The 13,894-nt window shown below is 47.7% G+C and carries 17 protein-coding genes and 2 pseudogenes; all 19 read left to right on the top strand.

Annotated features, from left to right (window positions below; all coding sequences use genetic code 11):
- Positions 1–651, top strand: a 651-nt coding sequence (gene fliG, locus AZ66_RS19955; RefSeq protein WP_044356439.1) for a flagellar motor switch protein FliG, incomplete at its 5' end; no start/stop codon positions are given.
- Positions 644–1,489, top strand: coding sequence for a FliH/SctL family protein (locus tag AZ66_RS19950; RefSeq protein ID WP_021262466.1), 846 nt, complete (start codon positions 644–646; stop codon positions 1,487–1,489). The genes fliG and AZ66_RS19950, both read left to right, overlap by 8 nt.
- Positions 1,479–2,807: a flagellar protein export ATPase FliI gene (gene fliI / locus AZ66_RS19945; protein WP_021256554.1), complete on the top strand. Its 1,329-nt coding sequence runs from the start codon at positions 1,479–1,481 to the stop codon at positions 2,805–2,807. The genes AZ66_RS19950 and fliI overlap by 11 nt, the downstream gene beginning before the upstream one ends.
- Before the next feature lie 7 nt (positions 2,808–2,814).
- A complete protein-coding gene (fliJ, locus tag AZ66_RS19940; RefSeq protein ID WP_021262465.1) occupies positions 2,815–3,261 on the top strand; it encodes a flagellar export protein FliJ in 447 nt (148 codons plus the stop codon).
- A gap of 54 nt (positions 3,262–3,315) precedes the next feature.
- On the top strand, positions 3,316–4,224 hold the full coding sequence (locus tag AZ66_RS19935; protein WP_231586959.1) for a MotE family protein: 909 nt from the start codon (positions 3,316–3,318) through the stop codon (positions 4,222–4,224).
- A 27-nt stretch (positions 4,225–4,251) separates the two neighbouring features.
- Entirely contained in the window at positions 4,252–5,571 is a 1,320-nt protein-coding gene (locus AZ66_RS19930) for a flagellar hook-length control protein FliK (RefSeq protein WP_021262463.1), read from the top strand.
- A gap of 47 nt (positions 5,572–5,618) precedes the next feature.
- Positions 5,619–6,158: a flagellar hook capping FlgD N-terminal domain-containing protein gene (locus tag AZ66_RS19925; protein ID WP_052648687.1), complete on the top strand. Its 540-nt coding sequence runs from the start codon at positions 5,619–5,621 to the stop codon at positions 6,156–6,158.
- The gene (locus AZ66_RS19920) at positions 6,155–6,553 is read left to right on the top strand and encodes a TIGR02530 family flagellar biosynthesis protein (RefSeq protein WP_021262461.1); all 399 of its coding nucleotides are present in this window, start codon (positions 6,155–6,157) and stop codon (positions 6,551–6,553) included. Before AZ66_RS19925 ends, AZ66_RS19920 begins: the two co-directional genes overlap by 4 nt.
- Positions 6,554–6,695: 142 nt before the next feature.
- Positions 6,696–7,516 (top strand): annotated as a pseudogene (flgG, locus tag AZ66_RS19915) (flagellar basal body rod protein FlgG).
- 95 nt (positions 7,517–7,611) lie between these two features.
- Positions 7,612–7,836: a flagellar FlbD family protein gene (locus AZ66_RS19910; RefSeq protein ID WP_021262459.1), complete on the top strand. Its 225-nt coding sequence runs from the start codon at positions 7,612–7,614 to the stop codon at positions 7,834–7,836.
- Positions 7,833–8,288, top strand: coding sequence for a flagellar basal body-associated FliL family protein (locus AZ66_RS19905; protein ID WP_021262458.1), 456 nt, complete (start codon positions 7,833–7,835; stop codon positions 8,286–8,288). The genes AZ66_RS19910 and AZ66_RS19905 overlap by 4 nt, the downstream gene beginning before the upstream one ends.
- A gap of 50 nt (positions 8,289–8,338) precedes the next feature.
- Complete coding sequence (fliM, locus tag AZ66_RS19900) at positions 8,339–9,337, top strand: flagellar motor switch protein FliM (RefSeq protein WP_044356437.1); 999 nt, start codon at positions 8,339–8,341, stop codon at positions 9,335–9,337.
- Complete coding sequence (fliY, locus tag AZ66_RS19895; RefSeq protein ID WP_044356436.1) at positions 9,327–10,598, top strand: flagellar motor switch phosphatase FliY; 1,272 nt, start codon at positions 9,327–9,329, stop codon at positions 10,596–10,598. Before fliM ends, fliY begins: the two co-directional genes overlap by 11 nt.
- A 22-nt stretch (positions 10,599–10,620) precedes the next feature.
- Positions 10,621–10,983 (top strand): response regulator, encoded by a 363-nt coding sequence (locus AZ66_RS19890; protein WP_005550576.1) that lies wholly within the window; start codon positions 10,621–10,623, stop codon positions 10,981–10,983.
- A 4-nt stretch (positions 10,984–10,987) separates the two neighbouring features.
- Positions 10,988–11,527: a flagellar biosynthetic protein FliO gene (locus AZ66_RS19885; protein WP_021256543.1), complete on the top strand. Its 540-nt coding sequence runs from the start codon at positions 10,988–10,990 to the stop codon at positions 11,525–11,527.
- Between the two features lie 8 nt (positions 11,528–11,535).
- Positions 11,536–12,287: pseudogene (fliP, locus tag AZ66_RS19880) on the top strand (flagellar type III secretion system pore protein FliP).
- Between the two features lie 34 nt (positions 12,288–12,321).
- On the top strand, positions 12,322–12,591 hold the full coding sequence (fliQ, locus tag AZ66_RS19875) for a flagellar biosynthesis protein FliQ (RefSeq protein WP_021262454.1): 270 nt from the start codon (positions 12,322–12,324) through the stop codon (positions 12,589–12,591).
- A gap of 11 nt (positions 12,592–12,602) precedes the next feature.
- A complete protein-coding gene (gene fliR / locus AZ66_RS19870; RefSeq protein ID WP_021262453.1) occupies positions 12,603–13,391 on the top strand; it encodes a flagellar biosynthetic protein FliR in 789 nt (262 codons plus the stop codon).
- Positions 13,391–13,894 (top strand): EscU/YscU/HrcU family type III secretion system export apparatus switch protein (locus AZ66_RS19865; RefSeq protein ID WP_044356435.1); only part of this gene is annotated, 504 nt, incomplete at its 3' end. The genes fliR and AZ66_RS19865, both read left to right, overlap by 1 nt.

Below are 13,894 nucleotides of genomic sequence, written 5' to 3'. Positions count from 1 at the left end.
TTCAACTTTATACAGAACGAGAATGTTCAAACGATTGCGCTGGTTCTCTCTTATTTGCAGACCGAACAAGCTTCGGTCATCCTATCCTCGCTTCCTCCTGAGAAGCAGGCTGAGGTGGCCAGAAGAGTTGCGCTGATGGACAGCACTTCACCGGAAGTCATTAATCAGGTGGAGCAGGTGCTTGAACAGAAGCTTTCGTCGACGGTTACCCAAGATTACACAAGCGCAGGCGGCATCGAATCGATCGTCAATATATTGAATGGTGTCGATCGAGGAACAGAGCGGACGATTCTGGATTCTCTCGAAATTCAGGATCCGGAATTGGCCGAAGAAATCAAAAAGAGAATGTTCGTATTCGAGGATATCGTCAATATCGACAACCGTTCGATTCAACGCATTATCCGCGACATCGACAACAGCGATTTGCAGCTGGCACTCAAAGTTGCAAGCGAAGAGGTACGCGAGTCGATATTCCGGAATATGTCCAAGCGGATGGCGGATACATTCAAGGAAGAAATGGAATTTATGGGGCCTGTACGGCTTCGTGATGTGGAAGAAGCACAGACTCGAATCGTGTCGACTATCCGTCGCTTAGAAGAAGCGGGTGAAGTGATCATCGCTCGTGGCGGAGGAGATGATATCGTTGTCTAATGTCATCAAATCAACCCAGTATGTTCCTGTCGAGCAGCTGAGAATGCTGGAGGCGGTGCGCCGCCATCTCGGACAGAACGCAGCACCGGTAGAAGAACAAGCTGAGCCGTTGACTGCGGAACATGTCTTGAATAAGGATGAGCAGCTTGCAAGCTTGCGGCAATCTATTCTCGATGATGCAGAATCGTTCGCTGAAGAGCATGTACGCAATGCAGCAGACGAGGCTGAGACGATGTTAAGCGAAACTCGTGAACAGATCGATGCCTGGTGGACAGAGCGAAGAGATCAAGATGAGCAGCTTGTCGAGTCATTGAAGCAGCAAGGATATGACGAAGGCTATCAGCAAGGGATGGCACAAGCGGAGCAGGAAATACAGCAGGCATATGAGCGCAAGATTACTGAAGCTCAAGCCGTTTTGCAGCAAGCGTATCAGGCCAAAGAGCAAATCCTCCAGGAGGCGGAGCCTTTCGTCGTTACGCTTAGCTGTGCCGTTGCTGAGAAGGTCATTAAGCAGCAGCTTACGGTTGATCCGGACATTATACTCGAAATCGCTCGAAGAACACTTGCCCGCAAGCGTGAGAGCGGCACAATTACACTGTGTGTGTCGCCGGAGCAGTTCTCCTTCGTCCATGCAGCACGTGAGGAGCTTGGGTTTGCAATAGACTCTCAAGCAGAATTGGAGATTATTCCAGATACAAGCGTGAACGATGGAGGGTGTGTTGTACGGTCATCCCTTGGAAGCATCGACGCCCGCATAGACACACAGTTGTCTGAAATCAAGAAGGCACTTCTGCAGGTGGCGATTCAGCAAGAGGAGCGTATAGACGATGGCGCTTAATTACAAATGGAATGCGAATAAATATATGGATCATTTACGACAAATAGATCCAGTTCGTGTTAATGGTAAGGTAACGCAAGTAATCGGGCTGATGGTTGAATCTGAGGGGCCGGATGCAAGTGTTGGAGAAGTATGTTATATCTACCCAACGAAGGGCTGCGAGCCGCTGATGGCGGAAGTGGTAGGCTTCCGTGACAATAAGGTGCTTCTAATGCCGCTTGGCGAGCTGCAATCCATTGGCCCTGGCTGTGATGTTGTAGGCACAGGAAAGCCATTGAGTGTATCGGTTGGCTCAGAACTGCTTGGCAAGGTGTTAGACGGGTTAGGAAGACCGCTCGACGGATCTTTCTTACCGACACGAATGTCGCAGTATTCGACAAATAATATCCCGTCCAACCCGCTTAAGCGTCAGCGTGTAAGCGAACCGATTGGAGTAGGAGTAAGGGCAATTGATGGTTTGCTAACGATTGGGAACGGGCAGCGGGTTGGTATTTTTGCCGGATCAGGTGTCGGGAAGAGTACACTTCTCGGCATGATCGCACGCAATACAGATGCCGATGTAAACGTCATCGCCCTAATCGGGGAACGCGGACGCGAGGTGCTCGAATTTATCGAACGGGATTTAGGGCCCGAAGGGCTTGCTCGTTCGGTTGTTATTGTTGCAACATCGGATCAGCCTGCGCTCGTTCGGATTAAGGGCGCGCTTATTGCAACAACGATAGCGGAGTATTTCCGAGATCGTGGTATGAATGTGATGCTGATGATGGATTCAGTTACTCGTTATGCAATGGCAATGCGTGAGGTTGGACTTGCAGTTGGGGAACCTCCGGCGACACGCGGTTATACGCCTTCCGTGTTTGCAAGCTTACCGAAGCTGCTGGAGCGTTCAGGAACGGGAACAAGCGGTTCAATTACCGCGTTCTATACGGTTTTAGTAGATGGTGACGATATGAACGAACCAATTGCCGATGCGGTTCGGGGGATACTGGACGGACACATTGTATTGAACCGAAACATCGCCAATAAGGGACATTTTCCTGCAATTGATATATTGGCCAGCGTTAGTCGGGTTATGAAGGATATTGTGCCGAAGGATCACCAATTGTCAGCAGAGCAGTTGAAGCGGTTGCTGGCAGTCTACCGTGAATCGGAAGATTTGATTAACATCGGCGCTTATCAGCAAGGCAGCAATCCTGCCATCGATGAAGCGATTGCCTATATCGAGCAGATCGAAACCTTTACGAAGCAGCGCATTGAAGAGGAAGCTTCCTATGAGGATACGGTGGAACAATTAATGATGCAATTTCCAGGGAGTTGAATGAGCAGTGCGAGCTTTTCATTATTCATTCCAGAAGGTTCTGGATCTGAGGACGAATGAGAAGAAACAAGCGGAATGGATGCTGTCAGAGGCTGTTGGACATCTGCATGCGGAAGAGAACAGCCTGCAAGAATGTCTTCGAGAATTTGAGACAGCAAGGCAGCAGCTGCAGCATAGTGTGGACAGCTGTGCGCCAGCAGCTCAAGTTCAAGCTTGGCAGCAGTACATCTCCCATGTGGAACAGCAAATCCAACATGCGAGGACACGGGTACGGTCAGCAGAAATCCATGTTCAGGACAAGCAGGGTGAGCTTGCAGAACGAATGACGGATGAAAAGGTATGGACCAAAGCCCGTGAAAAAGCAGAAGAGGAGTTCAAGCGGCAGATGGCATTGTGGGAGCAAAGTGAGATGGACGAGCTCGCAACGGTCCGCTATCACATGGCCGCCCGCTAACATGGATACCGGTTCGAACCCGCCGCACAAGCAGGAGGGATAGCAGTGTCAGAGATGATGACAGAAGAAAAAGAAAGCAGTTATTCAGGTTTTGAGCGTTTTTTGTTCTTTGTGACACCAATCATTTTTGCGATTATTTTAATCGGTGTGCTGTTGACACTCTTTAATGCGAATTGGCGCAGCCAGCTCGTGTCGATTGCCAGTGAGATTCCGATCGTGAACAAGTGGGTGACTCCGGAGGAAGCTCCGAAGGATAAAGCGAAGGAAGAAAAAAAGGCACAAAAGGAAGAAACCAAGGCGCAATCTGAACAAATTACAGAATTAAAGGCGCTGCTTGCTTCTAAAGATCAGGATTTGCGAGTCTTGGCCGACAAACGGAAAAGTCTTGAGGGGGAAGTTTCTGAGTTGAAGCACCAGCTTCAAAGTCTGAAGAGCAATAATCAGGAACAGCAAGCGAACCAAGAGCAATATGATCGTCAAATTAAGGATTTGGCGAACGTTTATGCCAAGATGATGCCGAGTAAAGCAGCTCCGATCTTAGAGAATATGGCAACGGAAGAGATTGTGCTCGTACTGAATGCAATGAAACAAGACAACCGGGTCAAAGTTCTCGAGAAGATGAATCCCAAAGTGGCAGCTGAAGCATCCATGATGTTGAAGGATATTAAGCCGTCCGACAATTTGGAAATTCGTGCGCTGCAAGCAAGACTCAAGAAAAATGAGAACAGTAAAGAGGCGCAAACAGGGCTGGATCGTTCGCAGCTCAGTAAAACGTTCTCGAGCATGACACCGAAGAGCGGAGCAAGCTTCCTGCTTGAAACTGCGAAAATAAATCCGGACAAAGCACTTACAGTACTGAGCTCGGTTGACGATGCGACACGATCGAAATTGATTAATGCCATGACAGACATAGACAAGACGAAGACAGCTAAGTTAGTTGCCAAATTATTGCCGAACCAATAACCGTATGTAACGGAAGGAGGTGATAACATGTCAGGAACGATTACGAACGTATCTGCTGGTAATGCGGCATCGTTTTTCGGTGGAGTTCAATCGAAAGGCGATACGGGAGCTTCCGGTTTCTGGGCTACACTTGCTCAGTGCATGAGCGGTGCTGGAGCAGAGGGAGACGCAATGATGTCCTCATCACTCGGTTCAATGATGTCAGCAAATGAAATATTGGCATCACTGGGTACAGAAGGAGAGGAATCATTGACTGAGGCGATTGGGCAATGGTTCGATGACCCGCTGAAGCAGCTGGATGAGCAGCTTGCAGCAGATCCAGACCCTGCTCTAATGGCTGCGCTGCAGCAATGGCTATTGCAAGCTCATCAGTGGCTGCAAGAACAGCAGCCGGGACAGCAAGGCGATTCCGTACAATTTCAAAATCTGATTGCACAGCCTGAGACAATCACCATTGCTGTGCGCGATATCATGGCTCAGTTAGCGTCGTACTTGGATGCGCCAAAAGGCACCGGGGAATCGAATAACTTCGCACATATGCTGCGTGCTGCCCTTCAATCGAAGGGGGATGGGCTGGAGACTGATGCAGATGGGTCTCAAGAACTAATGCGTCTTCTTAACGGTAGTGGAGCGAATCAGGCGGCATTGACAAGTGGTATTGATCAAGAAGCGGGACAAGTGCTTGGTGCTGTGAAGAAGCTTACTGAATTAAACACGCTGCTTCGTCCGGTAGCTACTTCCGCTGCGGCAGGAGCGGTTGTAGAATCGACTACGATTGATAGCACAGAAGCTCAGCCAACGCAGCAGGTCATGCTGGCAGGTCAATGGGCGATGAGACAGGAAGGATTGAATACAACGAAATCTACACCTGTTGTTCATGCGGATCGATTTGCGGATGAAATGTCCGGCTTCATCGTGAAGCAGCTACGCTTTAGCAAGCTGGGTCCAGTATCAGAAGCGAAAATATCGTTGTACCCTGAGCATTTGGGGCAGGTCGATATTCGCTTGACAATACATAACGGGCAATTGACAGCTCGCTTTATGACGGAGCACGGAATAGCGAAGGAGATGCTGGAACAGCAGATGTCAATGCTTCGCGGAGCATTACAGACGCAGGGCATTCAAGTTGAGAAGATTGAAGTTGCCCAGCAGCCATCTTCGTCAATGGCTTCATCGATGTTCCAGGAACAGCGGCAATCCAATGCCAATCGTCAACAATCATCGGAGCGTCAATCGAAGCAGCGTTCAGCAGCTATTGAAGATACTACAGCACTGAAGCAGGACGAAGAGCAGGTGAAGGAAGCACTGCGTGCTCATGGTCAATCGACCTTCTCAGCATCTGTATAATTGGTGCACATTTGGTAGCAGCAAGCAAGGAGAAGGGAGGGGCGGAAGTGCCAGGAGAAGTTAACAATGTAACGAGCAATAACTTCCAAAAGGTCGTGACTTTCCCGAACTATCACAAGGACAATATGGTGTTGGCCGGTCGTGTGGAAGAGAAGAAGCTTGGGAAGGATGAATTTCTTAAAATTCTGATCACGCAATTGCAAAATCAGGATCCAATGCAGCCAATGCAAGATCGTGATTTTATCGCACAAATGGCGCAATTCAGCTCTGTCGAGCAATTAATGAACATTTCGACGCAGATGAACACGATGCAGCAGACACTCGGAATGTCCTCCAATATGATCGGCAAGGAGATTACATGGATTGCGCAGAAAGATGCGGCAAGTACGGACGGTAAGGAAAGCACAACCCAAATCAAGACGGGCATCGTGGATTCCATTCTAGTTCGTGACAATCAAATGTACGCCAAAGTAGGCAAGGACGAAGTCGAAATGAAGTACATTGCAGAAATTCGCATGCCATCAAGCGGACAAGTGGATGGGAATGCGACAAGCAAGCCGGAACAAGCCGTGGACGGCAATTCATGAATATCCAAGGCTCACTAGGGCATTTGCCGCCAATTCGTCCTGTACAGACAAGTTCTTTATCAAGGGCGACATCAAGCGGAAAGACAAGCGCTGCCCCCCAGTTCCAGCAGCTGCTCAATCAGGAGCTGCATAAGCAGGAAGATGTAAGGTTCAGTCACCATGCGCAACTTCGGATGAAGGAGCGCGGGATGTCCATGACACCGGATTTAATGCAAAAGATGAAGCAGGCTATTTCACAGGCGGAATCCAAAGGAGCTAAGCAATCACTGGTTGTTGTAAACAAGCAGGCGTTCATTGTGAATGTTCACTCTCGAACGGTAATCACGGCTCTGGATGAAGCTTCTCAGCAGGATCACATCTTTACACAAATAGACAGTGCCGTCCTTATGAATTAATGTTCATTGGCAGTTACATTGAAGAGGTTGAGAAATGTGTAAATGGCAGGGACACGGTATGAGATGGCTGGACCGTTAAGGAGGCCATCGCTCATGGAACGATAGAAGTGAGCGGAATAACGAATAGTCGGAGGTAAAAAGAATGATTCGATCCATGTACTCTGGTGTATCCGGAATGCGCGGCTTTCAGACGAAGCTGGATGTAATCGGCAATAACATTGCGAACGTAAATACAGCAGGCTTCAAGGCTGGGCGCGTAACCTTTAAGGATATTATGAGCCAAACGGTATCAGGAACGACTGCACCAGGCGATGGTGGTATGGGGGCGTCAATGCTAAGCAGATCGGACTTGGTGCTGTAGTTGCTTCCATAGACAATGTGCATACAGGCGGTAGTGCGATGACGACGAACCGTCCGCTCGATTTGCGCATTGATGGAGATGGATTCTTTGCAGTAAAAATGGGTGATGATGGTGCGACGTTCTATACTCGCGCTGGTGATTTCCATCTCGATGCAATGCGTCAATTGGTAACTTCCGATGGTTTGCGAGTGCTAGACGCTGGCGGTGGTGGAATTCAATTGGATGAAGAGATCGTTGCCTTCACCATTGCACAAAATGGCGAAATTATCGCAAAGAGAGATGATGGTACGACCGAAGCAACAGGCATCAAAATTGGAGTTGCAAAGATCCCGAATCCAGAAGGCTTGGAGAAGGTGGGAGGAAACTTGTACCGCTTGACTCCGAATGCGATTGAGGGCGGCGCTCTTGATGAACTGTCGGAAGCGAATAGTCCAGAAGCAGGTACAGGCGCGATCATTTCCGGACAGCTGGAAATGTCGAACGTTGATTTGACTTCTGAATTTACAGAGATGATCGTTGCGCAACGCGGCTTCCAAGCGAACTCTCGCATCATCACAACTTCCGATGAAGTGCTGCAAGAGGTTGTTAACTTGAAGCGATAAGCGTTAGGTAATCCTGCTTCCTAAATCCCGCAGGCTGTGGTGGCATAATCCCCCAGACTGCGGGATGACGGACAGCGCTCGAAAGGAGGAATAGAATGATATCTGTTACGAGATTGAATGGATCGCCTGTATGGGTGAACGCCCTTCTTATCGAGTCTGTAGAGGAGACACCCGACACGTATATTACCCTAACGACAGGCAAGAAGTTTATTGTGCTGGAGAAAGGGCAGGAAGTCATTAGTCGCATTGAACAATACATACGTTCTGTAGGCATTATTGCCGGAACGAAGAAGACAGAATTATCGGAGGGACAACCATGAAACGAATGCTGCCGTGGATGATTACGGTGCTGCTAGCGCTCACGTTAATTGCACTGGTAGTTATTATGATGTTGAACTCAACACCAGGGAAACAAGCTAACCCGACTGGGAACATTGCTGTACCTAGACTGTCTGCCGATGAAATTGTAGAAATGACGTCCAGTATGAATGAAATCAAGACGAACCTGGCAGATCACGACTATATCGTACTGACAGGATTCGCATTTCAATTGGACAGCAAGAAGACCAAGGAGCAGTTTGACAAGATCAAAGACATGCGTATTAAACCATTGATCTTACGCACGCTCGCAGACATGAAGCCGGAAGAACTGCAAGGCATGAAGGGACAAGATCAGTTATGTTCCAAGCTGCTCGAATTAATTAACAAGCAGTTGCCAGAGGGCAAGGTCATTCAAATCGACTTGACCGATTTCATTATGCAACGCCTCTAACAAGGGCGGTTACATCTGTTGTAGTTGATTCCTGTAAGGGGGTGAAACGATTGGTTGACGTGCTGTCACAGAACGAGATTGACGCCTTGTTGGCGGCGTTGTCCTCAGGTGAGATGGATGCAGAAGAGCTGAAGAAAGAGGAGACGCAGCGTAAAATTCGCTCCTATGATTTTAAGCGGGCAGTTCGATTCTCTAAGGATCATATCCGCAGCTTAACACGCATCCATGAGAATTTTGCCAGATATTTAACAACATATTTTTCTGCGCAACTCAGGACATTTGTACAAATCAATGTCGTACAGGTAGAACAGCTGCCGTATGACGAATTTATTCGGTCTATTCCGAAGATGACGATACTGAATATTTTCGAGGCTGAGCCGTTCAAGGGGCGAATGGTACTCGAAGTAAATCCTAACGTAGCCTTTGCGATGCTGGATCGCATGTTGGGCGGTACGGGTATGGCTCCATCGAAAATCAATGCGTTAACAGAGATTGAGACGACGGTTATGGAGCGAATATTCAGCCGTGCGTTCGACAGTTTGCAAGAAGCTTGGAAAAATGTCCTTGATATTGAACCAAGACTTGAAGCATTGGAGACGAATCCACAGTTCATGCAGATCGTATCGCCGAATGAAACGATAGCGCTCATCTCCTTGAGCACGAAAATCGGGGATACGACGGGGATGATCAACTTGTGTATTCCGCATGTCGTCATTGAGCCGATCATGCCGAAGCTCTCTGTGCACCATTGGTTCGTATCAGAGAAGAAGACAAGAGAGCCGATTGAAGTTGAAAAATTACGCCAGCGCGTAACAAAGGCGAAGCTGCCGATATCGGTAGAGCTGGGTACATCCAATATTACGGTGCATGAGCTAATGCAGCTCGCGGTTGGCGATGTGATCGCGTTGAATAAGCCGGTTGACAGTGGATTATCAATCCGGGTCGGCGAACGCGAGAAATATATAGGAACACCTGGTGTGTATAAGGATCGAATTTCAGTACAAATCGATCACGTTGTAAATGAAGGAGTGGAAGAGCATGACGAGTAAGGACTACTTGTCACAGGAGGAAATTGACGCGTTGTTGAAGAGATCATCAGATGAACCGTCTGCCGAAGAAGCCGGTACTCCTTCCATTGAAAAGTATTTGGACCCGATTCAAGTTGATGCATTGGGCGAAATTGGCAACATCACATTCGGCAGTGCAGCAACAGCACTGTCCACACTGCTTGGTAAGAAAGTAGAGATTACAACTCCTCGCATTACGCTGCTACAGCGTGAGAACTTGGAGAATGAGTTTCCGAAGCCGCACGTGGCCGTACACGTTCGCTACGTAGAAGGCTTCGAGGGTGTAAACTCACTCGTTATCAAAACATCGGATGCTCAGGTAATTGCAGACTTGATGCTTGGCGGAGATGGCACGAACACGAGTCATGATTTGACTGAAATTCATATTAGTGCCGTTCAAGAAGCTATGAACCAAATGATGGGATCTTCAGCGACTTCAATGTCTACCATCTTCAATCGCTTGGTGAATATCTCTCCTCCTGGAATTGGCATCTTGGATATGTCTAATGGGACAGGCGTAGACACATTGCCTGAAGATAATGTGCTCGTTAAGGTATCGTTCCGATTGACGATTAGTGATCTGATCGATTCCACGATCATGCAAATATTAACAATACCATTTGCACGCAATATGGTTTCACTGTTGCTTGGTTCTGCTTCCGCTGAACCGATGACTGCAGCAGCTGTGGAATCTCCGGTTGCCGACAAGCAGCCTGAAGTCACGCCAGCTTATGAATCGCCGATGACAGCACCAGCACAACCGGCAATGGAATCCCATATGCCGCCAATGCAGGGCTATCATGATCCAATGGGAGGAGGACATGCCATGCAGCAACCTTATTCAACGGCTCCAATGCATACACCTGGCATGGATATGCGTGGAGATCATGCTGCAGCATATGGGACTGCACCGAATCGGAATGTGAACGTGCAGCCAGTGCAATTCGCAAGTTTCCAATCGGCTCCATACCAACAGACGGATGAATCTAATCTAAATTTATTGTTGGACATCCCACTCAAAGTCACAGTAGAATTAGGTAGGACACACAAACAGATCAAGGACATCTTGGAGCTTTCCCAGGGCTCCATTATCGAGCTGGACAAGCTGGCGGGCGAGCCTGTCGATATTCTTGTCAACAACAAGCTGATCGCGAAGGGCGAAGTTGTTGTAATCGACGAGAACTTCGGCGTGCGTGTCACAGATATTATCAATCAGTGGGATCGAATTCAAAAACTACAATAAGATTTGGGGAGGATTCTCAACGATGGCAAACCGTATTTTGATCGTAGATGACGCAGCGTTTATGCGAATGATGATTCGCGACATTTTAACTAAAAATGGTTATGATGTTGTCGCGGAAGCATCGGACGGTGCACAGGCGATCGAAAAGTACAAAGAACATAAACCAGACCTGATTACAATGGATATTACAATGCCGGAAATGGATGGAATTACAGCGCTTAAAGAAATTCGCAAATCCGATCCGAATGCCAAAGTCATTATGTGTTCCGCGATGGGACAGCAGGCAATGGTTATTGATGCGATTCAAGCAGGAGCGAAGGACTTCATCGTGAAGCCGTTCCAAGCGGATCGCGTAATCGAAGCAATCAAGAAGACATTAGGTTAATTGTATGAAAACTGACAGCGGTCAACTGATGCAATCATCTGGTGTCGATGGATATTTATCGAGCTTATTGACCGTGTTGTTGTCACTTGCCGTCATCATCGTACTTATCGTGCTGTTCATCAAGCTGTTAAGCCGCAAAAACCGAATGTGGCAAATGAACCAAAGTATCCGAACGTTGGGCGGCACCGGCCTCGGACCAAACAAGTCGATGCAAATCGTAGAAGTTGGCGATGTCGTCTATGTATTGGGCATTGGGGAAGATATTACGCTTATCGATAAAATATCCGATCCGGCCCAAGCGGCACGCTTTACCGCGGCGCTTGAACGCGAGCAGCCGACAGCGGCATGGCCAACATCCTGGTCGGAGTGGAAACAACGTCTGCGAGTTGGACGCAATGGACGAACTATTGACAGTAACACGAAGCCAGAAGAGACGGAGTCTGTCTCATTCCATGAAATGTTTCATGAGAAGCTTGAGCGCATGCCGAAGCGCAGCGAGCAAGTGGAGCAGTTATTGAAGGAAGATAATAAAGAAGATCGGTAGATGGATTCATGAACAAAAAATTGTTACTATCTGTAACCGTCGCACTGTTTGTATCCAGCATGTCAGCTCATTGGGCTATGGCATCTCCCATTATTCCGGACATCGACATTAAGGTCGGCAGCGGAGGACAACCTGGAGCATCATCAATTTCGATATTGCTGCTTATTACGATATTGAGCTTAGCTCCAGCAATTCTGGTGCTGATGACCTCCTTCACACGAATTGTGGTTGTCCTGGGGTTCGTGCGGACGTCCCTAGGGACGCAGCAGATGCCGCCCAATCAGGTGTTGATTGGTCTGCGCTCTTTCTAACTTTGTTTGTGATGTCCCCGACAATTGGCGAAGTGAATCAATCAGCCCTGCAGCCGTATTTAAAGGGTGAGTTGAACCAGACCCAAGCGCTCGAGAAGGCATCTGTTCCGATGAAGAAGTTTATGTTCTCACATACACGTGAGAAAGATTTGCTCTTATTTATGAAATACACCAAAACGGATAAACCGAAAACATACGAAGATATTCCGTTAACCGTACTCGTGCCTGCATTTGCGATCAGTGAGTTGAAGACGGCGTTCCAAATGGGATTTATGATCTTTATTCCATTCTTGGTCATTGATATGGTTGTGGCCAGTACGCTTATGGCCATGGGGATGATGATGCTGCCTCCGGTTATGATATCGCTGCCGTTCAAGATTTTATTGTTCGTGCTCGTAGATGGCTGGTATCTCGTAGTGAAATCACTGCTCATGAGCTTCAATACATGACGCGAGTCAGACATGGCGAACGGGAGGAATGAACATGAGTGCAGAATTTATTATGGGTCTGGCAGGACAGGCTGTGTTCACTGTTCTTAAAGTGAGCGCACCGATGTTGGTAGTTGCCTTGGTCGTCGGATTGTTAATAAGCATTTTTCAAGCGACGACACAAATTCAGGAGCAGACGCTTGCGTTCGTACCGAAAATTGTGGCAGTTATGATCGTTGTGCTGTTGTTCGGACCCTGGATTTTAACGACACTCGTGGATTTTACGCACAATATTTTAAATAATTTGCATCATTATATCGGTTAGGCAGTGAAGCCATGGAAATGCTCGTACAAGCTTTCCCTGTTTTTTTGCTCTCGATGTGTCGAATCGCGGCGTTCTTTGTCGCTGTTCCTGTCTTTTCTTCCCGAGGCGTGCCGATTCGGTTCAAGATCGGACTTGCATTTTTTGTCAGCTTAATCGCTTATTTATTGTTTGGGCTTGGTAAGAGTGTACCGACAGATGGAACTTATATCGTTTATATTGTCCGGGAAATAATGATAGGCCTGCTCATCGGATATTTAGCACAGCTGTTCTTTTCTATCGTGCAGACAGCAGGTTCGTTCATCGATATGCAGATTGGGTTCGGCATGGCCAATGTCATTGACCCGTTGACCGGGACAAGTTCGCCTGTGATGGGCAACTTTAAATACATATTTGTTGTTCTATTGTTTCTTGGAATGAATGGTCACCATTACTTTATCGACGGAATTATGCAAAGTTTTAAGTGGCTGCCGCTAGATGAGAATGCTTTTTTTGCTCAAATCGCAAATGGGAATATTACAGATTTCATTGTTAAGTCATTCACCGAAGCATTCACCATTGCTTTCCAAGTGTCTGCACCGCTTATCGTTGCTCTATTTTTAACGGACGTAGCACTTGGATTTCTAGCGCGAACGGCGCCGCAATTCAATATTTTCGTCGTCGGTATTCCGCTTAAGCTAATTGTTGGTCTTCTTATGCTGCTGCTAGTCGTACCAGGTCTTGTGTACGTACTGCAGCAATTGTTCTCTACGCTGTTCGAAGCGCTCGATCAGCTGCTACGCATGATGCAGGGGGCGAGATGATGAAGCAGCTTCACGATGTACACAGAGATGAGTCGAATCGCCACACATATGTACTGCGTTATCCTCTGGATTTGCAGCTGTTCTCGCAAGAAAAGACAGAGAAAGCAACGCCGAAAAAACGGCAAGAAACCCGTAAGAAAGGGCAAGTTGCCAAAAGTATGGATCTCTCAGGAGCGTTCATTCTCTTGGCTGGGTTCTCTTGCTTGTTCATGCTCGGCGGTTTTATGAAGGATCGGATCGTCGAGCTGTTCCAAGATGTGCTGCAGAATCGGCTTACAATGGACGTGACGGCGAACAATGTGCTGGACTACTTCAGCTCCATTTTTCTTAAACTGATGGTTATATTGGCACCGTTGTTTATTTCAGCAATCGTTATTGCGCTCGTCGTCAACTACATGCAGGTGGGCTTCTTATTTACTGGTGAGCCGCTGAAGATGAAGCTGGAGAAGATTGATCCGGTAAAAGGTTTCAAAAATATCTTTTCCATGCGTTCTGTAGTTGAG

The organism is Paenibacillus sp. E194 (genome assembly GCF_000935845.1).
GTDB classification, from domain to species: Bacteria; Bacillota; Bacilli; order Paenibacillales; family Paenibacillaceae; genus Paenibacillus_B; species Paenibacillus_B alvei_B.
This window is presented reverse-complemented; position numbering and strand designations above follow the sequence as displayed.

Coding starts and splice junctions, on each gene's coding strand:
- AZ66_RS19885 (WP_021256543.1), top strand. CDS start 10,988: ATGAAAACTGACAGCGGTCAACTGATGCAATCATCTGGTGTCGATGGA.
- AZ66_RS19910 (WP_021262459.1), top strand. CDS start 7,612: ATGATATCTGTTACGAGATTGAATGGATCGCCTGTATGGGTGAACGCC.
- AZ66_RS19890 (WP_005550576.1), top strand. CDS start 10,621: ATGGCAAACCGTATTTTGATCGTAGATGACGCAGCGTTTATGCGAATG.
- AZ66_RS19905 (WP_021262458.1), top strand. CDS start 7,833: ATGAAACGAATGCTGCCGTGGATGATTACGGTGCTGCTAGCGCTCACG.
- fliI (WP_021256554.1), top strand. CDS start 1,479: ATGGCGCTTAATTACAAATGGAATGCGAATAAATATATGGATCATTTA.
- fliR (WP_021262453.1), top strand. CDS start 12,603: ATGGAAATGCTCGTACAAGCTTTCCCTGTTTTTTTGCTCTCGATGTGT.
- AZ66_RS19935 (WP_231586959.1), top strand. CDS start 3,316: ATGATGACAGAAGAAAAAGAAAGCAGTTATTCAGGTTTTGAGCGTTTT.
- AZ66_RS19930 (WP_021262463.1), top strand. CDS start 4,252: ATGTCAGGAACGATTACGAACGTATCTGCTGGTAATGCGGCATCGTTT.
- fliY (WP_044356436.1), top strand. CDS start 9,327: ATGACGAGTAAGGACTACTTGTCACAGGAGGAAATTGACGCGTTGTTG.
- AZ66_RS19920 (WP_021262461.1), top strand. CDS start 6,155: ATGAATATCCAAGGCTCACTAGGGCATTTGCCGCCAATTCGTCCTGTA.
- fliQ (WP_021262454.1), top strand. CDS start 12,322: ATGAGTGCAGAATTTATTATGGGTCTGGCAGGACAGGCTGTGTTCACT.